This window comes from Arthrobacter sp., assembly GCF_031179985.1.
In the GTDB taxonomy this organism is placed as follows: domain Bacteria; phylum Actinomycetota; class Actinomycetes; order Actinomycetales; family Micrococcaceae; genus Arthrobacter.
In genome coordinates this window covers 32,324-51,495 of the sequence record NZ_JAPSHJ010000024.1, presented here as the reverse complement: position 1 = coordinate 51,495, position 19,172 = coordinate 32,324, and the positions used below count along the sequence as shown (strand labels likewise).

Below are 19,172 nucleotides of genomic sequence, written 5' to 3'. Positions count from 1 at the left end.
ACGACCAATTCTGACTAGTCTTTTCGGCTTGCCGAACAGCATCCCGGCCTGTTTGAGGGATACTTTTGGTCAGAACCCGTTCTCGGTATCTAACTCGGTCAGAGCCTGCGTGAGAGGGTTTCTGACGATGCTCCTATAGCTGTCAATTTTCCAAGGGGACTTTCAGGCAGGCAACTTGACCTCAAGTGGACTTGAGGTTATTTGATGGCGGTATGGACATCAGAGAAGTAGTACTCCCAGCACGAGATGCAGAAACTATCGAGCGCTTTTATGGGCGTGAGTTGGGCCTGGATGTAGTGCGTGATTTAACCCGGGTGACTGTAACGCTTGGGAGCACGCGAATGGTGTTTGAGGAGAACGAGTATAAAGGGGTCCATCACCTCGCCTTTACGATCCCGACAGGCACGTTCCGGGAGGCAAAGGTGTGGATCGAGGCACGGGCCTCCTTGCTTGGACGAGACGGAGTAGTCGAGTTTGAGGGGCCCTCGAGCTGGAATTCCCGTTCGGTGTACTTCGATGGGCCTGATGGTCAGGTCCTCGAGCTGATCGAGCGGCGCGGGCTGCAGCATCCGACCACCGACCCTTTCGGCCCTGAGGGCCTCCTTTGTGTGAGCGAGGTAGGTGTGGCGGTGCCCGAGGTCCTCGCCGTCGTCGAGCTTTTAGAGGTAAGGGGGATCAAGCCTTATGGCAATTCGCCAAGCGAGGGGTTCGCGGCTGTCGGTGACATCCATGGCATGTTGATTCTCGTGTCGCCGGGCCGTGGGTGGATGCCGACCGGAGACCGTCTCGCCCAGCAGGTGCCCGTCATCGTGCGTGCAGGCGGTGCCGACGCAAAGGAATTCACGTTTCGGTGACGGCCACCATGTAGCCCACTCGGAGTGCCGCCCTGGCGTAATCCACCAAAGCCGGCACATCATCAGGATCCATGCCCATCAGCAAACCAACACTCGCGTATGGCTCCTGCAACACGTCAACGTACCAAAGGACCTTCCGCCACTTCGGAGGTAGCGTTTGTAAGGCGCCCAGTAGCCGAATGTGTGCCGTCGGGAGCAGAGGGACGTGCCAGTCGACGTCGCCATTCGTGAATCTCAACGGCTCCTGATTTCTCCCATATGCACATCTCCTCGGGAAGATGTGCGCTAGGCCGGAATAACGGTGGCTGTGCCGTGCCGGTCGACGTCGACGGTGAAAGTTCTGCCTCCTGCTTGAAGCCCTTCGAAGGTACAGGCACCGAAAGGCACGGGGACGGCGGCAGTCACCTCCGGCAACAGGCCCGGTCCTTGAGGCGTCAGGCCCAGCGTTGCGAGCATCAGGGGAACCGCAGATGCTGCTGCCCAGGCCTGGGGGCGGCACGAGGCAGGGTAGGGCTGAGGTCCGCCCTGCGCTGAGCTGTGGCCGGAGAACAGTTCGGGCAGCCGGTAGTCGAAGATTTCGGCCGCATCCACCATGCCGGTAGCCAGGAGGGCGGCTTCGTCACTAAAGCCGGCCTTTGTCAGCCCGTCCAGGGTCATGGCCGTGTCATGCGCCCACACGGAACCCGAGTGATAGCGAAGGGGCCAGTAGGCTCCGTTGCCTGTATCCAAGGTGCGGACACCGTAACCGGAGAACATGGTGGGGTGCATGATCCGGCGGGCTATCAGCTCGCTTTCCTCCTGATTCAGGATGCCCGTACCCAGCAGGTGGCCCATATTGCTCGCGACTCCGTCTACCGGCCGCTTATCCACGTCCAGTGCTATTGCCGGGTAGGCCCCGAGTTCGTCCCTGCACCAGAAGGCGTTGCGGAAGTTGATGGCCATGTCTGCTGCGTAGGCCCGCCATTCTTCAGCGCCGTCAAGTCCGAACGCCTCGAGCAGATCGGCTGCGTTCGTGGCGGCCTGGTAGGCATATCCCTGCACTTCTGCAAGTGCGATGGGGCCTGTGGCCAGCGAACCGTCGTTCCAGCGGATGGAGTCCGCGGAGTCTTTCCAGCCTTGATTGGCCAGTCCGACCCCTGTCTCGTCGATGTACTCCAGAAAGCCGTCGCCGTCGGCGTCGGCCCAGTCCCGGAGCCACAGCAACGCGTCTTCCAGGTTGCTCATAAGGTCCTTGACTTCCTCCTCCGGCATGCCCCATTTCCAGGCGTCGTGGAGAAGTGAGATCCAGAGCAGCGTGGCGTCCACTGTTCCGTAATAGACGGGCGGAAGTCGGAGTTCGCCGTTGCTGGCATCCCCGGGCATCCGAAGCTCACCGCGGCGCACTTCGTGAAGGATTTTGCCTGGTTGTTCAGCCGTCGCAGGGTCGTTTTTTGTGCCTTGACGGGCTGCGAGGGTGCGCAGTGTCCCGGCTGCCAATGAAGGATCAACGGGAAGGAGCATTCGGGCAGCGATCAGCGAGTCCCGTCCAAACAGGGTGAAGAACCAGGGAGCCCCGGCTGCGAGGAAAACATCCTTGGGTGAAGAAACAGGGGACATCCGCAGCCCTTCAAGGTCCGAGAACGCCCTTTCTGCCAGTGCGGTCAGGCGTCGGTCACCGGCACGGACGCGGACCCCCGCAGTCGTGGATGGGGCAGCCGCAACGAACGGGGCAAGACTGTCCTTGGCCTGCACCTCCCATCCAACCGTTGCGGTACCCCTGGCAGGAATCGTCAATTCCCACTTGAGGCGAAGCTGACTGTTGCTCAGCTCCGTCATGGCACCCGGCGCGCTGATCGACGAGCTGACGCCTTGCTCGGATGCACGCCACAGCCCGCCATCCAGTATGGGTTGGACAGGGTGGGCCGGGCCGCCGGCTTTGACCGACTCCAACGGTGAAAAGTCGGACCCGAGCTCCATCTCGATCACCGCTGTGACGTCCTTGCTCAGGTCGGAGTGCACGATGATTTCCTCAGCTACGCGATCGGTGAGGATGCTGCGGCGACGGGTCAGGCTGACCAGAGGATCAGGATTCTCACTTCCCAGGGTCCGGATAAGGGCTTGGAAGGAAACCACAGAACCCTGGACCGAATTGGAGCCCACAGGTTCGGGTTCCTCCCCATTGACAGTCAGGACAGCCTCATCGATCACCCGGGTATCCGCACAGTAAACGCCCTGGACTCCGCCACTGCGCCGCAGCTGCCCGTCATGCTCGGACCAGACCTGCATCGGGGCGGCCAGAAGGACATTCAGGTCGTGGAGGAAGGGCTGCCTGTTGTTGTTCATTGATACTCCTTGGCCGCAAGCGCGGAACATTGCTTTCGGGCACTGCACGTGCGCGGTTGAAAATTGCTGGCCGAGTAGACCCGGATTTCCCGGCTCACTCGCTGTTGATGTCTCAGGTCTTGACAGTGGCGGAACTCACAACCATCATTGTGAAACACCCATTTGATCGTTCAAATACAGTTTTACAGCAAATCTTGATCGATCAAAAGCCCTTGGACCATACGAAAAACTCCAATCACCTTCGGTGCGCCCAGTGACGGACGCATCCCGAAACAGAGGATCCCCACAAATGAAAACACCACGCGCCTCACGCCTCGCTGCAGCGATCACCATTTGCATTAGCGGGGCCCTGGGCCTCAGCGCTTGCGGTTCGGGCTTCGCCGGTTCCGAAACCAAAAACTCATCCGATGCGGGCTCCGGGCCGATCAGCGTTCTGATCGGTGCTTCCGGTGAAGCTGAAGGCAACGCCGTGAAATCTGCCGTTGCTGATTGGTCCAAGACTTCAGGTACGGAGGCGTCGGTCAAGGTGGCCTCGGACTTGGTCCAGGAGTTGAGTCAGGGCTTTGCTTCGGGAAAGCCGGCGGACGTTTTTTACCTGTCCCCGGACCAGCTGAGCAACTACGCGGCCAATGGCTCCGTGGAACCCTACGCCGACACGCTGGCCAACAAGGATGACTTCCAGCCGAGCCTGGTCAAGGCCTTTACCTACGACGGGAAGTTCTATTGCGCCCCCAAGGACTCCTCGACGCTGTCCCTCGTGATTAACACTGACCTCTGGCAGGCTGCCGGCCTGACCGACGCCGACATTCCCACCACCTGGGACGAACTGGAAGCTGCGGCCAAGAAGCTTACCTCCGGCAATACCGTGGGCCTCGCTTTCAGCCCTGAAACAGCCCGCGTTGCCGCTTTCTTCCCTCAAGCAGGCGGGTCTCTCCTCAGCTCCGACGGCAAGACAGCCACGGTCAACAGCGCTGAAAACGTGGAGGCGCTCACCTTCGTCAAAAAAATGCTCACCGACGGAGCAGTGAAGTACTCCTCTGACCTGGGCGCTGGTTGGGGAGGCGAAGCCTTCGGCAAACAGCTTTCCGCAATGACAATCGAAGGCAACTGGATAGAAGGGGCACTGTCCAAGGACTTCCCCAACGTCAAATACCGCACAGTAGAGCTCCCGGCAGGTCCCGAGGGCAAAGGCACCCTGCAGTTCACCAACTGCTGGGGCATCGCAGCGGACAGCAAGAACAAACCCGCAGCTAAGGCGTTGGTGGAGCAGTTGACCGGCACAACGACCCAGATGGCGTTCGCGAAGGCCTTCGGCGTCATGCCCTCAGTCAAATCAGCAGAGGCCGGGTTCAAGAAGGAGTTCCCTGCACAGGAAGCCTCCATCGCAGGGGTGGAATACGCCCAGACCCTCCCGTCCCAGCCCGGTGCTGCCGACGTCCTCAAGGACTTCGACGCCAAGCTGGCCAGCCTGCGAACCTCCGATCCGAAGGCCATCCTGGATTCCCTCCAGACCGAGATGACAGCGACCCTGTCAAAGTGAGCATCCTGACACGTAACACCCGCAGCACCAGGACCCGCAGCAGCGGGACCAGCCGGAGAGGAATCCGCGGTAACCAGAACGCGGCCGGTTGGCTGTTCACCGCCCCCGTGATCGTAATTCTCGGACTCTTCCTGGTCCTGCCTGTCCTGATGGCCGCCTGGGTCAGCGTCTCGGACTGGACAGGGCGGGGCAGCCCGTTCGCCGGCGGCACGCAGTTCGTGGGAGCACGGAACTTCGAGGCGATCCTCGCCGGCGGTGGCCTGGCCGAAAGGGACTTCGGTACCGCCCTGAGGAACAACCTCTACTACGTAGTATTGGTTGTTCCTCTGCAGACCGTGATGGCACTGTTCCTGGCGATGCTCGTCAACAACCGGATCCTCAAAGGACGGGGGTTCTTCCGGACCGCGTTCTACTTCCCGTCCGTCACCAGCACCGTGGCAGTTACGGTTCTGTGGCTGTTCCTGTTCAACGCCACAGGCGCCGTAAACAAGTTCCTGTCACTGTTCGGGATCATCGGACCGAACTGGTTCCAGGAACCTGCCGGGATCTTCCACCTCCTGGCCAGGAACGTCGGTATTACAGACGCACCGGCGGCGCTGGGATCGCAAACGCTCCTTGGAGTGACCTGGTGGGACTGGCTCTCGGGACCGTCAGTTGCCATGACAGCCTTCATCCTCATGGCGATCTTCACCACCTCCGGGACGTTCATGCTGCTCTTTATCGCCGCCCTGCAGAACCTGCAGGGCGAGCTTGAAGAAGCGGCCATGCTCGACGGCGCCGGTGTTTGGCAGCGCTTCTGGTACGTAACCCTGCCCATGCTCCGCCCCACGCTCTTCACCGTAATCACTCTCGGGCTGATTGGGACCTGGCAGGTGTTCGACCAGATCTACACCGGAACCGAAGGTGGCCCTGCCAAGACCACCATGACCCCCGCCTACCTTTCCTTCAGCACCGCCTTCAACAATCAGCAATGGGGGCAAGGCGCGGCTATCGCGTTCCTGTTGTTCGGCATCATCGTCATCTTCACGTTGATCCAGCGCTTGTTGCTCCGGGAGCGTGTTAACGTGCCGCGCCGCAAACGAATGAATCCAGAACCGAGCCGGGGGAGAAAACTGTGACTGCGCTGATATCGGATACGCCGACTACCGCGAGCCCGGCATCCCCTTTGCCGGCCAAGGGCCGCCGGAAGCGACAAGGAAGATTTATTTGGCTGGCCTACGTGGTGCTCGTCTCGCTGGCCGTCGTCTATATCTTTCCTTTCCTAATCAACCTGGCAACATCATTCAAGACCGAACCCGACGCGGCCAGCGATCCTCTTTCGCTGGTCCCGGCGACCTGGTCCACTGCGGCGTATGAGAGGCTCTTCCTCAATTCGGATTTTCCTTTATGGTTTGGAAACTCCGTAGTGGTGACAATCTTCGTTACCTGCGGACGGGTGTTCTTTTGCCTGCTCGCCGGATATGCCCTGGCTCGGATCCCCTTCCGCGGAAGGGCTGTCATCTTCGCCGCAATCGTTGCTGTCATGGCAGTCCCAGGAGTCGTTCTGCTCATCCCGAAATTCCTGGTGATCAACCAGCTCGGACTCTACGACTCCTACGCGGGCATGATCATCCCGCTGATGGCAGACGCGGCCGGTGTGTTCATCATGAAGAATTTCTTCGAGTCCATTCCGGCCAGCGTCGAGGAACAAGCAAGGATTGACGGCGCCGGGACGTTCCGGACGTTCTGGTCCGTGGTGCTGCCCATGTCCATGCCGGCCGTGATGACAATCGTCATTCTCTCGTTCCAAGGTTCCTGGAACGAGCTGAGCCACTTTGTTATCTCTGCCCAGAGCCCGGAGCTAACGACGATCACCAAGGGCGTGGCCCAGCTCTCCTCCGGCGCGCTCAGTGCCGGGACTCAATATCCGCTGAAACTGGCGGCGGCAGCCATCATGACCATCCCGGTGGCCATCGTGTTCTTCATCTTCCAGAAAAAGATCATGAACAGCACCGCAGGAGCACTCAAAGAATGAGTGCATCGTCTACCTAGGGCCGTGGGATGTTCACTTTTGGACTGGAGTCTGCCATCCAGACTCCAGTCCCAGGCTCCCCGCCTTCCTCGGTCGCCCGTCCTACACTGAAGAAAACAAGGTTTGATCGTTCAAGTTTCGCCCCAGATATTGCGTCAACCAGTAAGGAAGCAGAGGATCCATGGGTTCCCGACCAACCCTGGCGAGCCTGGCAGGGCAGCTCGGAGTGTCCCGTCAGACCATTTCCAACGCCATCAACGCCCCCGAGCGAGTCAGTCCTCCTACCCTGGAACGGGTCAGGGAGCTGATTGCGGCTTCAGGATACCGGCCAAACAATGCCGCCCGGCAACTGCGCACCCGGCGATCCCGGAACCTTGGCTACCGGCTCTTTCCGTCCCCCGACGGCATCAATACAGCCATTATGGATCGATTCCTTCATGCCCTCACGGAGAGACTGTATGAGCACGGCTACCGTGTCACGGTATTTGCCGTTGCAAACGACGACGCCGAGATCGAAGCCTATGAGGAGCTTCTGGAGACCGCCGAACTTGACGGCTTCATTGTCGCCGACACTCGGCAGGACGACCCACGCACGAGCTGGCTGATGGACAGGGGAGTCCCCTTTGTCACTTTCGGGCGACCTTGGGCAGCTGACAATGACAGCTGCCCCCACTCCTGGGTTGACGTCGACGGCCGGGTCGGAACCGCCGAAGCCACCCACTACCTGCTCACTCAAGGCCACCGACGCATAGGCTTTCTCGGCTGGCCCGAGGGCAAAGACCTCGCACGCGCCCGTCCAACAGGTTATGAACTCGGACGCGACCGCAAGGAAGGCTGGAAAGCAGCGCTCTCCCCGCATCTAGAGCCAGCAGAGCTTGAGCTGTTGTCCGTGGGCGTCCCCGACAGGATCCGCGAGGGTGCAGCCGGAGCCCTGACCCTACATAGGAACGGCGCCACCGCCATTGTCTGTGCCAGCGACTCCCTCGCGCTCGGGGCGTCGGAACAACTCAGAGCCACATTCCCGGACAAATCCCCGGCCGTTATCGGCTTTGACGACACCCCGGTCGCTGCCGCAGTGGGCATGAGCAGCATCTCCCAGCCCGTGGAAGAAGTGGCCGAGAAGGTAGTCGAGATCATGCGAACAATCCTCGACGGCCCCGCGAACCAAACGAAGGCACCCCAGCATATTCTCCTTCCTCCACGGCTGGTGCTGCGCGATGGCGGAGGACCCTTAGCCAACCCCCCAACTCCTTAAACAGCAACGCCAAGCGATTCGTTAGACAACAACACCAAGCGAGGGGCACACGTCCTTTAGGCGCGCCTCGATGACCGCCCGCAAATCAGACTTTCCGCCTGTACGCAGATCGTTTGGCAGAACAGGAAAACCCCTCATGACAATCCCATCCCAAACCCTTGTCACGGCGCACCCAGTTCAGGACGCGACGTGGTGGCGCCAGGCCGCCGTCTATCAGATCTATCCCCGCAGCTTTTCAGACTCCAATGGCGACGGCCTGGGGGATATCAGGGGCATCACTGCCAAGGTGCCGTATCTGCAACGGCTCGGAATCGACGCCGTTTGGCTCAGCCCGTTTTACCCGTCGGCCCTGGCAGACGGAGGGTACGACGTCGATGACTACCGAAATGTTGACCGCAGGCTGGGCACGCTGGATGACTTTGATGAGATGGTGAGCGCTCTGCATGATGCCGGCATCAAGCTGATCGTCGACATCGTTCCCAACCACTCCTCCAACCGCCACGCATGGTTCAGAGAGGCCCTAGCGTCTCCGAAGGGCTCGGCTGCACGGGAGCGGTATATCTTCCGCGACGGTAAGGGCACGAACGGCGAGTTGCCGCCATCGGACTGGGAGTCGGTGTTCGGCGGACCGGCCTGGGACCGGGTTACTGAACCTGATGGGACATCTGGTCAGTGGTACCTGCATCTGTTTGCGACGGAGCAGCCGGACTTCAACTGGGAAAACCCAGAGGTGCGTCAGGACTTTCTGAAAACCTTGCGCTTCTGGTCGGACAGGGGCGTGGATGGTTTCCGCATCGACGTGGCCCACGCCTTGATGAAGGACCTCCGCGAACCATTGCCGGCCTGGGCAGATATGCCGGCGGAAGACGAAACGACCGACGGGACCCACCCCTTCTGGGACCGCGACGAAGTCCACGAAATCTATGCAGGATGGCGGGCTCTCTTCAACGAATACGATCCTCCCCGCACTGCAGTGGCCGAAGCCTGGGTCCATGCGGACCGCCGTGGTCGCTACGCCAGAGCGGAGGGCCTGGGACAGGCCTTCAACTTCGACTTGCTGCAGTCTGCCTATGACGCCGGTCAGTTCCGGGAGATCATCACGCGCAACCTGGCTGAGTCAGAAGTCACCGGAGCACCTTCGACCTGGGTGTTTTCCAACCACGACGTCGTCCGGCATGCCACCAGGTATGGGCTGCCCAAGGGCCCAGGACGAAACGGGCCCGCCCATGCATGGCTGATGAGCGGCGGTACGGAGCCGGTCCTGGACCGGGAGTTGGGCACGCGCAGGGCACGGGCGGCATCCCTGCTGATGCTCGCACTGCCCGGATCTTCGTATCTGTACCAAGGCGAGGAGCTTGGCCTTCATGAAGTAGTTGAGATACCAGATACAGACCGCCAGGACCCCACGTTCTTCCGCAACCCTGGCAGCGAGATAGGCCGTGACGGCTGCCGGGTCCCACTGCCCTGGACAGCCGAAGGTGTCGCGCTCGGCTTCGGGGCGACCGCAGCACACTTGCCCCAGCCTGCGTGGTTCAGCTCGTACGCCGTCGCCGTCCAGGAGGAGCAGGACGGCTCCACCTTAGGCCTGTATCGGGAGGCGCTGGCCTTACGCCGCAGTCTCCAGTCGGACGAACAACTCAAGTGGGTCGATGAGCCGAACGCACAGGTTTTGCACTTTGTGCGGCCCAACGGATGGCATTCTGTCACCAATTTCGCCCCTGAACCTGTACCGCTTCCTGCCGGGACCGTACTCATCAGCAGCAGCCCGCTAGCTGAGGGGAAGCTACCGGCTGACACCACAGCATGGATTATCTGACCTCGCTTACCCGTCGATCGCTGAGGCGCCCGACGGCGGCGTGCGATTTGGAATCGACGGACGGCGATCCCGCAACGACCGGACAGGCACCACTTCGCGAACTCGCCAGAAACGTCCACGGTGCTCCAGTGGCCGTCAGAGAAATCGGGGATCCGGGATGTTCTGCAGCCACGTCGCGGAGCCACGATTCGAGTATCGAAACAGACCTCATCCGTGGTGAACGACGCCTAGTCCGACCTCGGAGCTCTACTCGGCGCGCCGACGATGATCGGTCGGCAGGCATATGATCCCGCCGGTTGAAGGCACGCGTCCCTTTCCCCCAGGGATGCTGGAAATCAGCGTGACGAAAGAGGGGGAGGTGGATCAGGCTCTCAAGGACGCTATCGCTGAAGTTGCCGAAGCCGCCATGCACTATGGGATAGGAGTCCTAATTACACGCATCGGCGCCGGTCGCTACATCGTTCGGGCGCATCCTGCAGTTCCCTTCGGCTTAGTACGCCAACAGCACGACTGAGCACGCTGTACCAAGTGAGACTCTTGCCTGCCATGCGGCCCGCAATTACGACGGCGAAACTTCGGGATACGGTACTGCACTTCAATCATCAGATCGGATTTTGGCTGGTTGCTCGGTCAGCCATTGGCGGTAGTTCGTGGCTAGGGTGTCGTTTCGGAGGAGTCCCCGTTCCAGAAGAGATATTTTTGAAGGCCATTGGCCAAGTTCGCGGGCTGCGGTCGTGATGGTGCAACCCAGTGTGGTGCGCATTTGGTGAAGATCCGAGTTGTCGGGAGCCGCCCGAGGGTTGGTGATTTGGCGGTAGATTTCCCGTGCCGCGTAGCGTTTGAGGCAGCGCATGATTTCCCGTTTGCTCTTGCCCTCCGTGGTGCGTTTGACCACATAATCTTTGGTTCGTTGGCAGGATGCCATACGGACCAGAACGACCTGATAGAGGGCGTGGTTGGCGTTGCGATCGCCGCCTCTGCTGAGCCGGTGACGGGTGGTTTTGCCGGAGGATGCGGGTATGGGTGCGACCCCGACAAGGGCCGCGAATTGGGCCTCGTTTTCTATGCGGTCGGGGTTGTCGCCGACGGTGACCAGGAGCTGGCTGGCTACTTCCGTTCCTACTCCTGGAAGGTCACATAGCATCGGCGCGTAAGTGTCGAGGATTTCCTTCAGGGCGGCGTCGGCGGTGGCGATTTCTGCCGCGAGGGACTGGCAACGAGTGGCCAGGGCTTTCAACGTCAGCAGGCACACGTACTCGGGGTCAGCCATGTGGCCCGAGGGTCTGGTGCGCTGTAGGGCCGTGATCATCGCTGAGGTTCCGAGCCCCCGGTATTTTGCCCGGAGTCTGTCCGGGGCTGAAACGAGCAGACCCTTGATCTGATTGATGGCCGCGGTCCGGGCCTTCACTGCCGACGTGCGCCCGGCACGCAGGATTCGCAGGCATTCAACGGGACCGTCCTTGGCCTTGGGGACCGATGTGGCGCGACCGTCAAGTACCGATTGGGCCGCCTGGTAGGCGTCCAAAGGATCGGATTTGCCCTTCAGCCGGCGCGCCGCCCGGTTCGGGCGGTTCACCTCCAGCACACAAAGACCCTCACCGCGCAAGCTCCTGGCGATTTCGGCCCCGTATGAGCCTGTTCCTTCGACGCCCACGGCGGTGACCGTGCCGTGGCTGGTGATGAAGTCCACGATCTTGCGGTATCCGGACCCTACGGCCAGGAATTCCCTGTCCGCGATGGGCTTACCGAATTCGTTGATGATGGCCACATGGTGTGTGTCGGCGTGGGTGTCGATACCGGCGATGACATTCGTTGTTTCGCTTGCCAAGATGGAAGTTGCCCCTTCAGTCGAGATCAATGGCTCATGAATGGGGCGCGGGCCAGGTGGGCAGACAAAACGGTAATGGGACTGGTCGAATCAGGCTCCTATGAAGTCATGTCCGCCTGGCTCAACACCCCTTTGACGGACCTTGAGCCGGCGAACAGATCGTCGGTAAGACAGTGCCGCCAGGCACGTCAGTTTTTTGCTGAGTCACGCCGGCTCAAGACCTTTTCCAGTATTACCGTGTTTTTTGGTGTTGAAGAGAATGCTGGTTCTGTGAGTCCTAACGTCATTGGTTATGCCCGGGCCAGCACTCGTTGGCAGTCCCTCGATGCCCAAGTTGATGCCCTTGTGAATGCTGGCGCTATCAAGGTGTTCATGGAGCGTGCCTCGAATGCGACGCAGGCGAGGGCGAGGTGGCAGGACTGTTTGGAGCATCTTCAGCCGGGGAACGTCCTGGTTGTCGCCGATCTGACCAGGCTTGGGCGGAGCACGGCTGACCCTCTGACATCGTTACCGCTCTGGGGCGGCGGGCGATAGCATTCCGTTCGCTAGCGGAACCTTGGCTGGACACGACAAGTGCGCACGGAAAATTGATCTTCAACATGTTCGCTTCCCTAGCGGAGTCGAGCGTTCCCGGCTATCGGAGAGGACGAGGGCAGGCCTTGCAGCGGCCAAGGCGAGGGTGGATCGGGCGGGCCGCCACCCGTGATGACGCCGGCCAAGCTGGCGGCCGCGATGGACCTTAGGAGTCAGGGGAAGAAGCTCGAAGAGATCGCGGCGACCCTGAGCGTGAGCATGTCCTTGCTGACCAGGACGCTGGGCCACGCGCTGGTAATCGGACGCTACCGACGTCGTGAGTTGGCCGGTTTCCGAGGCATCCAGAACGTTGTATGAGCCCTTAGATTAGGGAGATTGCCTCTTCTCGGCCAGTTTGAGCAACTCGGGTGGCAGTTTGGCGGAGGCCGACAGAACTTGAATACCTATCAGTCTTCCCTCCGAGTTGAAGTCGAGGTTGATCATTCCGTCGACTTCAATGGGGTCGCATGGGTAGGTCTTGGCCGCGTTGCCGAGCCAGATTTCATCGGCGAGATAGATGTAGGCTGCGTCGACCGAAGCGTCGTACCTGATTCTCATTATTTCTGCACCTTCATTAGCAGATTGGTCTTTGGCTCTCATTTGGGAGTTAAGTACTGCAAATTCCTAATGTAGTTGGGCGTTCTCGATGACGGTTGTGACGGTTCCACCAACGCTTCCGATAGAGAGACGTGACGTCGAGTCATAATAGCCCCGTCTTCAATGCGCCCTGATGGAAGTATTGGAAAGGGTCTTTAGCGTGGATCGACTTCGAGTCCATCCCCGAACACCTTGACGGGATGTCGGGAGGTGAACGCCGTTATTGATGCTGGCGGCGTCGCTGGCCGAGAACGTTCTGGTTGTCCTGGGTGAGTCGTTCCTGGCTTAGACAGGCGGAACCTGGCACTGGTACTGACCGCTATCGCCCATGCCGGCGGCAGCCACGAGCACTCGGATATCCGCACGAACGCCGATGGCTCTATGAGCATCGGCGGTGGGTACCTGGACAGCCTCTACCCGTGGCCGGCGGACCCCCGTGCCGGTGCCTAGGAAGAACAAGTCCTTCTCGCCGTACTTTACTGAAACGGACGCAGACCAGGTGAGGGCAGTTGCGCAGGAAGCCGGCCACCTCGAAGGGTACGCGTCCATTACAGACCTGATCGAAGCGGCGACACTGCGGGAAGTGAAGCGGCTTCAGCGCAAGTACAACGGTGGTAAAAACTGCCGGGGGTCCGCGACGGTGCCCTCCGCCGTGGCCGGCACACCCGCGAAGAACTTCAACACCGGAACGATGACTAATAGCCATGGCGCAGTGGAGCAAGGACATCGAAGAGATGCCGGCACTGGAACCGGAAAAGCCGAGGTTCCCGCGTTTTCTGACGCTCTCCCAGGTCAAAGAAATCCTGATCGTGGGCATGCCCACGATCTATGCCCTGCTGTCATCAGGGGAGCTTCGCGGCTTGCAGCTCGGCCGCCGTTATCTTGGGCAACTCCTAGGGATGCCGAGGTCCTTGCCTGCGTTCCCGGGTCGTGCCGCCTGACTGAAGTGAAGGATTTCTATGCGATTCGTGGGGAACGTAAGGCTGCAGTCGGTAGTGTCTGGAGCGTGACGTGTTGTTGCAGATGCAGCCAGATTGGATTGGTTTCAGAGCACTGCGGGGCACGAATCAAACCCTCGTGGAAAAATTTAGCTTCCTCGTCCTCGGGGGCCTGAGTTTTGCTTTTTCCAAGCTGAGAAAAATGAAACGCCTTTCTCGCCGGGGAGAAAACAGACCGCAAACGTCCATCCCGCCTGCTGGAAGTTGTACCAGAGATACACATGATTGGGCCCGGATACATGATCGAACGTTGCTTCACCAAATCTGGCAAAGGCGTCCCCCAAGGTACTTTCAAAGTTCAGGCCCTAGGGCAATAAATGGCGTAGCGCGAGAAGCCGACATCGCCTCCCTTGTTAAACACTTGCAGCGAGGCAAAGATCATTTCGCCATCTTCCTTCGTCGGCCCCCAGTGTTTTTGAAAGCTGAGCTTTCCTTGAAAACGAGTGAGATCCCTTTTTCGGGAAGATCGATCGACTCGACCGGACTTTCCCGGAATTTTGGGCGCCCGGAAATGTTGTGCGCGGGGAGGAATTTATCGAAATCGATGTTTTGCGGCGGCATTCCTAGATATTGCTGAAGCTCTGTAAATTTCATCATTCCCCAAATTTCTGCTCTAGCTTCCTTTCTGGCCACGACGTGAAGAAGTTGCGTACCGAGGGCACCGGAATGCTCAGAAGTAACGGATGTTCCCGCCGGCTCGCTGGAACTCCACCCGGTCGTGCTCGCGGTGCTCCCGGAGACGGGCATCCATAAGGACGGCCTCGCGAAGGATGGAGAGTAGGAAAGCACCGATCTTCCGCAGCAGTCCCGCGCAGGGACCCTGCACACGGGCGGCGAGACGATTCCCTGATTGGACCGGGGCGGAGAGACGGCGGCCGGCAGGGACAAGGGACGCGGTGCGGGTGTTTGTGCTCATGTCCCAAGCGTGAGCCGTTCCTGGGATTCAGGCCACGATTCGGTCCAGCTCGAATCGTGGCGCATCCCGGCCCGGAGAATACAGTGATGACATGCAAATCGCGCTCGGCACTGAGGACCTTACGAAGGTCCGTTTCCTAATCTCGCCCCTCTGGGAAACTGTCGCGAGCATTAGAGCGCTGCAGAAGGGAACCCCTCTCCATCGGCCGTGGATCAGAATGGCGAAGGAGCGTATCGCGGCATCTTCGGACTCACGGGCGCAGGAGCACCTCAGCATCCTCACAGCGCTCGTGCTGCCGAACGGATACATCGCTGACTCGCTGACTCCGACTCAACAACGGCAGGACAGTTTCGGGGAGTCGTTAGAGGCCATCCGGGCCGTCCCGACGGAATTCTGGGAACGTGATCTCCGCCGTCTAGCGGATCGGACGGCCGAAAGCCCCTCCCGCCTCACCATCGACGAGCTCCTGAACGACCTCGACACCGCAGTCTCCCGGATCCTCGCAGCCCTCGAATGGTACTGGGCCACCGCCGTCGAGCCTTTCTGGCCCCGGCTGCGCTCGGTGCTGTTGGCCGACGTCGATGCCAGGCTGGAACAGCTGGCCCGGAACGGCATCCAAGAGGTCTTCAAGACCCTGCATCCCAGCGTGCGGCCCACCAGCACTGGCCTAGAAATTGTGCGACGCCGCTGCTCCTGCTCCACCAACAACGTCCCGGACCCCGGACATGGCCTCATACTGGTCCCGAACGCCTTCGTCTGGCCGGACACGCTGGTTTTGAATGTACAACCCTTCGTCCCCTCCATCACCTATGCCCCGCGCGGCGTCGGGCGCCTTTGGGATACGGTGCGGGAAACCTCGGAATCCCCCGTGTCCGCCCTGCTTGGGCGCACCCGAGCGCAGATCCTCGCTCAGCTGGACGTCCCGATGACAACGACGCAGCTCGCCTGCGCCCTGGACCTCGCGGCAGGGACCGTGAGCGGTCATCTCAGGGTGCTCTCGGGAAGCGGCCTCGCGGAATCGCTGCGCTCCGGCCGTGAGGTCTTTTACCAGCGGGGCGAACTCGGAGAAGCCCTGCTCTCACGCGCCTGAACCGTCGGCCACCTTACAAAGACGACCACCTAAGCATTAGAAGATAACCCCAGCCGCGACACCAATCGTAGTGGTCAATACAACCGGGCGATTAGCACGCAAGAACGCGGGATCGCTCCCGATTGATCCGCGCTCTTAGGCGTGTTACTCAGTCGACAATGAAGAGGGTGGCGCCGGTTGCGGTGGACGGAGCGGTGGGGCTTGGCGTCGTCGGCTACCTGATAGCTCATGCCAGCCTCGAGCACGAACGTGCGGCCGTCCTCCAGTTCGGTGTGGAGCTCGCCCAGCCGTGCACAGTAGGACGTGGCCTTTTACGCACCAGTGATCGGCCAGGTAACCCGGCGTGTATTCGACCATCCATACTCGCATGGGCCCCGATTTTTGCGTCCGCCAATAGGCTGTGCCGCTGACGCCTTGGTGTTCGGTCCGACACTGGACAGATCAGTACGTTGCCGTGGCATGGTCAGATGACAACCTTCAACACTGCAACTGCTGGGTGACTGCAGAAAACGTCCGCCGCCCAGCAGATGATAAATGGCACGGACACTACGTGTCTCGCTGAAGTCCCCTGGGTAGCGCGTCATCGAGGTTAGACTGCGCGCCATGACCACTGCACCCGTTGACCAGACGCCACAGATCAAAGTCCAGCTCTCGCACCCTGAGCGGTTCTGGTTCGCCGCCAGCTCTGAAATGCCGTGGCTGGTCGATCCGGATGTTGAAGACGGCAAGCAGCGACACGACGCCAGAAACTCTATTCGTTGGAACGTCATCGGTGAGATTGTCCATGAGCTGGGCCTACAGTTGCTCCTGAAAAACTACCGAGCTGTTGAAGACGAAGGCGGAACCCGTCTTCGAGCTATCGGTTCCTGATGGATTCTCCTTGACTGCTTCGGAACGTAAGATCGTCAGGTCTTGGTTTACAAACGCGGAAGCGCCCCCTGCTGATCCTTGGGATGACATCCTGGGTAACGGCCGGCACCGGCTATGGGGTGCATGGAATGCCAACAACAAACTGCGCCTGCCCATCCTCTCGGACCTCCTGTTGTACGAGGATTCCATTGATGCAATGGGTGAAGAATTCAGGCAGTCTGTTCTTCTTTCGTCGAAAATCGGCGGATTGAAGATCAAAGAGGATGGGCCGGTCAGGACCCGCTCAAAGGCTTATTTCGAACACCTCGAAAGCAATGCCGCCCAAGTTCAGGAAAGTCCTGACACAGCGCTTGAAATTGAAATCGCACTCATGGCCAGCGGACACCGGGACATTGACCTAACAGAACCAGAGCGGTCCGAATCTTAACCGCAACGACAGGACTCTTTGCCAAGCTCGTGCAACGTATCTCCGGCAAAGACCCAAGGATTCAGCCCGGACGAAACCGAGACTTGCCGTGATAGCGTCACGCGGGCCTACGGCTACCAAGTGGTGCATAACCGCCGCCCTGCAGCTTGTGGTTGTCACCGCCCGTCACCCGGCCGGGAGCCCCAAGAGCCTCTTTACCTCACGGTTCCTGTGCCTGCCAGACTCGGTCGGTTGTTCTTCCAGATCCTCGGTTCAATCGCCGAGTTCGAGCACTCCCTGATGTCCGAACGAACACGTGACGGGCTAGCCGCTGCCCCCGCGCGGCCGCACCGGGGGACAGAAACCAAAACCCGGGCCCCGTCAGGTCAAACTCGCCCGGGAAATGTATGAAGAAAAGGGCCCAGACGGTAAACGCGCCCACACCGTCGCGCACATCGCCCAGGAATTCGGCGTCATCCGACCCACCATCTACCGGCACCTCACGAAACCCTAACCCCGACGACTGCTTCGGCAAAGGCTGCCTGCAACTGCTCGCCAGGTACCTCGCATGCTTGACACAGCCATTACTCGTCGCCATATTCTCGTAATCCCGGAAAATTGCCGTTGCGGGAGGGACTGTCTGAATAACGGTGTGTGGGGTCTGGCCTGATCCGAAAGGAGATGGCCGTGTCAGAGTCCACGACCGAGATGGCAGGGGTGATGATCGATCCTGTGACGGGAGAGATCATCGATCAGAAGGAGCTTGCGGAGCGGTTGCTCGCGCTGGCCAAGGAACAGGGCGTGAGCCTGGTAGGCCCGGGCGGGCTGCTGAACCAGCTCACGAGGAATGTGCTGGAGACCGCGCTGGAAGCGGAACTGACCGAGCACCTCGGGCACGAGCATGGCCAGAGGCCGATCGCAGCCAACATGCGCAACGGCACCAGGTCAAAGACCGTGCTGACCGAGATCGGCCCGGTCGAGATTGAGGTGCCCCGGGATCGGGACGGCTCGTTCGAGCCGGTGATCGTGCCCAAACGGAAACGGCGTCTGGACGGGATCGATGAGATCGTCCTCTCGCTCTCCGCCCGGGGCCTGACCACCGGGGAAATCGCCGCCGCACTTCGAGGAGGTCTACGGGGCCAGAGTTTCCAAAGACACCATCAGCCGCATCACGAAGAAAGTCGCAGGGGAACCGGGCGAATGGTCGGCCCGGCCTTTGGATCCGATCTATCCGGTGCTGTTCGTTGACGCGGTCGTGGTCAAGGTCCGTGACGGGCAGGTGCGCAACACCCCGTTCTACGTCGTTATGGGCGTCACCGTGAACGGGGAGCGGGAGATTCTGGGCATCTGGGCCGGCGACGGTGGCGAGGGTGCCCGGTTCTGGCTGCAGGTATTCTCCGAGCTGAAGAACCGGGGCGTTGAAGATGTGTTGATCGCTGTCTGCGATGGGCTCAAGGGCCTGCCTGAGGCGATCACGACCACGTGGGAGCGAACGGTGGTGCAGCAGTGCATCGTGCACCTGATCCGCAACAGCTTCCGCTACGCCGGACGCCAGCACCGCGACGGCATCGTCAAGGCGCTCAAGCCGGTCTACACGGCCCCGTCCGAGCAAGCGGCGAAGGACCGGTTCGCCGAGTTCACGGCCGAGTGGGGTCAGCGATATCCGGCAATCGTGCGGCTCTGGGAGTCCTCCTGGGCGGAATTCGTGCCGTTCCTGGAGTACGACGTGGAGATCCGGCGGGTGATCTGCACAACGAACGCGATCGAGTCGATCAATGCCCGCTACCGGAGGGCTGTGAGGGCCCGCGGGCACTTTCCGAACGAGGCCGCTGCCCTGAAATGCCTGTATCTGGTCACCAGGTCTCTTGATCCGACCGGCGGCGGTCGGGCACGCTGGGTGATGAGGTGGAAGCCTGCGTGAACGCGTTCGCGATTACCTTCGCCGGTCGGTTCGAAAGAACCACTCACTAATGAAAACCGGCCGGATCCACACACCGTTTATCGGACAGTCCCCCTTGTGTGGAAACCGGGGACAGTTCTCGTGTCATTGCCAACTTCGCCATGGCACGGCGAACACTCCCGTGTCCCACTCGGTT

Annotated in this window: 21 protein-coding genes and 2 pseudogenes; 16 read left to right on the top strand and 7 right to left on the bottom strand. The window is 60.4% G+C overall.

From position 1 onward, the window contains the following. The first annotated feature begins 314 nt into the window (after positions 1–314). Positions 315–854 (top strand): hypothetical protein, encoded by a 540-nt coding sequence (locus RIN13_RS12595; protein ID WP_309107679.1) that lies wholly within the window; start codon positions 315–317, stop codon positions 852–854. Here RIN13_RS12595 and RIN13_RS12590 read toward each other — a convergent pair. After that, a complete protein-coding gene (locus tag RIN13_RS12590) occupies positions 841–966 on the bottom strand; it encodes a hypothetical protein (protein WP_309107678.1) in 126 nt (41 codons plus the stop codon). The genes RIN13_RS12595 and RIN13_RS12590 overlap by 14 nt on opposite strands. 173 nt (positions 967–1,139) lie before the next feature. Continuing rightward, positions 1,140–3,176 carry a glycogen debranching N-terminal domain-containing protein gene (locus RIN13_RS12585; protein WP_309107677.1) on the bottom strand — a complete coding sequence of 679 codons (2,037 nt, stop codon included), beginning with the start codon at positions 3,174–3,176 and terminating at the stop codon, positions 1,140–1,142. A gap of 289 nt (positions 3,177–3,465) precedes the next feature. Here RIN13_RS12585 and RIN13_RS12580 point away from each other — a divergent pair, with 289 nt between their 5' ends. The 6 genes from RIN13_RS12580 to RIN13_RS12555 all read left to right on the top strand — a co-directional run bounded on the left by RIN13_RS12580 (position 3,466) and on the right by RIN13_RS12555 (position 10,312). Continuing rightward, positions 3,466–4,716, top strand: coding sequence for an extracellular solute-binding protein (locus RIN13_RS12580; protein ID WP_309107676.1), 1,251 nt, complete (start codon positions 3,466–3,468; stop codon positions 4,714–4,716). A gap of 5 nt (positions 4,717–4,721) precedes the next feature. Beyond that, positions 4,722–5,834, top strand: a complete 1,113-nt coding sequence (locus RIN13_RS12575) for a carbohydrate ABC transporter permease (protein ID WP_375164773.1) — start codon at positions 4,722–4,724, stop codon at positions 5,832–5,834. 47 nt (positions 5,835–5,881) lie between these two features. Then, complete coding sequence (locus tag RIN13_RS12570; protein WP_309107680.1) at positions 5,882–6,730, top strand: carbohydrate ABC transporter permease; 849 nt, start codon at positions 5,882–5,884, stop codon at positions 6,728–6,730. A gap of 178 nt (positions 6,731–6,908) precedes the next feature. Continuing rightward, the gene (locus RIN13_RS12565; protein ID WP_309107675.1) at positions 6,909–7,982 is read left to right on the top strand and encodes a LacI family DNA-binding transcriptional regulator; all 1,074 of its coding nucleotides are present in this window, start codon (positions 6,909–6,911) and stop codon (positions 7,980–7,982) included. 136 nt (positions 7,983–8,118) lie between these two features. Further along, positions 8,119–9,798 carry a glycoside hydrolase family 13 protein gene (locus RIN13_RS12560; RefSeq protein ID WP_309107674.1) on the top strand — a complete coding sequence of 560 codons (1,680 nt, stop codon included), beginning with the start codon at positions 8,119–8,121 and terminating at the stop codon, positions 9,796–9,798. A 340-nt stretch (positions 9,799–10,138) separates the two neighbouring features. Further along, positions 10,139–10,312 (top strand): hypothetical protein, encoded by a 174-nt coding sequence (locus RIN13_RS12555; RefSeq protein WP_309107673.1) that lies wholly within the window; start codon positions 10,139–10,141, stop codon positions 10,310–10,312. A gap of 81 nt (positions 10,313–10,393) precedes the next feature. Here RIN13_RS12555 and RIN13_RS12550 read toward each other — a convergent pair whose 3' ends face one another. Continuing rightward, positions 10,394–11,626: an IS110 family transposase gene (locus tag RIN13_RS12550; RefSeq protein ID WP_309107672.1), complete on the bottom strand. Its 1,233-nt coding sequence runs from the start codon at positions 11,624–11,626 to the stop codon at positions 10,394–10,396. Between the two features lie 75 nt (positions 11,627–11,701). Here RIN13_RS12550 and RIN13_RS12545 point away from each other — a divergent pair, with 75 nt between their 5' ends. Together RIN13_RS12545 and RIN13_RS12540 are read left to right on the top strand one after the other, a co-directional pair. Further along, on the top strand, positions 11,702–12,160 hold the full coding sequence (locus RIN13_RS12545) for a recombinase family protein (protein WP_309107671.1): 459 nt from the start codon (positions 11,702–11,704) through the stop codon (positions 12,158–12,160). 171 nt (positions 12,161–12,331) lie between these two features. Continuing rightward, a complete protein-coding gene (locus RIN13_RS12540; protein WP_309107670.1) occupies positions 12,332–12,517 on the top strand; it encodes a hypothetical protein in 186 nt (61 codons plus the stop codon). Between the two features lie 9 nt (positions 12,518–12,526). Here RIN13_RS12540 and RIN13_RS12535 read toward each other — a convergent pair whose 3' ends face one another. After that, entirely contained in the window at positions 12,527–12,757 is a 231-nt protein-coding gene (locus RIN13_RS12535) for a DUF2283 domain-containing protein (RefSeq protein WP_309107669.1), read from the bottom strand. Positions 12,758–13,190: 433 nt separating this feature from the next. On the opposite strand from RIN13_RS12535, the pseudogene RIN13_RS12530 reads away from it, so the two are divergent. Beyond that, positions 13,191–13,355 (top strand): annotated as a pseudogene (locus RIN13_RS12530) (hypothetical protein); the annotation flags it as partial. A gap of 145 nt (positions 13,356–13,500) precedes the next feature. Continuing rightward, positions 13,501–13,737: a hypothetical protein gene (locus tag RIN13_RS12525; protein WP_309107668.1), complete on the top strand. Its 237-nt coding sequence runs from the start codon at positions 13,501–13,503 to the stop codon at positions 13,735–13,737. A gap of 435 nt (positions 13,738–14,172) precedes the next feature. Here the strand turns inward: RIN13_RS12525 and RIN13_RS12520 are convergent, their stop codons facing one another. Beyond that, entirely contained in the window at positions 14,173–14,391 is a 219-nt protein-coding gene (locus RIN13_RS12520) for a hypothetical protein (protein WP_309107667.1), read from the bottom strand. Positions 14,392–14,464: 73 nt separating this feature from the next. Next, complete coding sequence (locus RIN13_RS12515; protein ID WP_309107666.1) at positions 14,465–14,710, bottom strand: hypothetical protein; 246 nt, start codon at positions 14,708–14,710, stop codon at positions 14,465–14,467. Positions 14,711–14,927: 217 nt separating this feature from the next. Between RIN13_RS12515 and RIN13_RS12510 the strand changes: the two genes are divergently transcribed. Then, positions 14,928–15,800, top strand: a complete 873-nt coding sequence (locus RIN13_RS12510) for a DUF5937 family protein (protein ID WP_309107665.1) — start codon at positions 14,928–14,930, stop codon at positions 15,798–15,800. Positions 15,801–15,944: 144 nt separating this feature from the next. Here the strand turns inward: RIN13_RS12510 and RIN13_RS20525 are convergent, their stop codons facing one another. Beyond that, complete coding sequence (locus tag RIN13_RS20525; RefSeq protein ID WP_375164772.1) at positions 15,945–16,169, bottom strand: hypothetical protein; 225 nt, start codon at positions 16,167–16,169, stop codon at positions 15,945–15,947. 234 nt (positions 16,170–16,403) lie between these two features. On the opposite strand from RIN13_RS20525, the gene RIN13_RS12505 reads away from it, so the two are divergent. From RIN13_RS12505 to RIN13_RS12495, 4 genes and pseudogenes are all read left to right on the top strand, one after another. Continuing rightward, positions 16,404–16,670, top strand: a complete 267-nt coding sequence (locus RIN13_RS12505) for a hypothetical protein (protein ID WP_309107664.1) — start codon at positions 16,404–16,406, stop codon at positions 16,668–16,670. Positions 16,671–16,680: 10 nt separating this feature from the next. Continuing rightward, positions 16,681–17,097 carry a hypothetical protein gene (locus RIN13_RS12500; RefSeq protein WP_309107663.1) on the top strand — a complete coding sequence of 139 codons (417 nt, stop codon included), beginning with the start codon at positions 16,681–16,683 and terminating at the stop codon, positions 17,095–17,097. A 120-nt stretch (positions 17,098–17,217) separates the two neighbouring features. Further along, complete coding sequence (locus tag RIN13_RS20520; RefSeq protein ID WP_375164771.1) at positions 17,218–17,487, top strand: recombinase family protein; 270 nt, start codon at positions 17,218–17,220, stop codon at positions 17,485–17,487. 309 nt (positions 17,488–17,796) lie between these two features. Continuing rightward, a pseudogene (locus tag RIN13_RS12495) lies at positions 17,797–19,047 on the top strand (IS256 family transposase). The last annotated feature ends 125 nt before the right edge of the window (positions 19,048–19,172 follow it).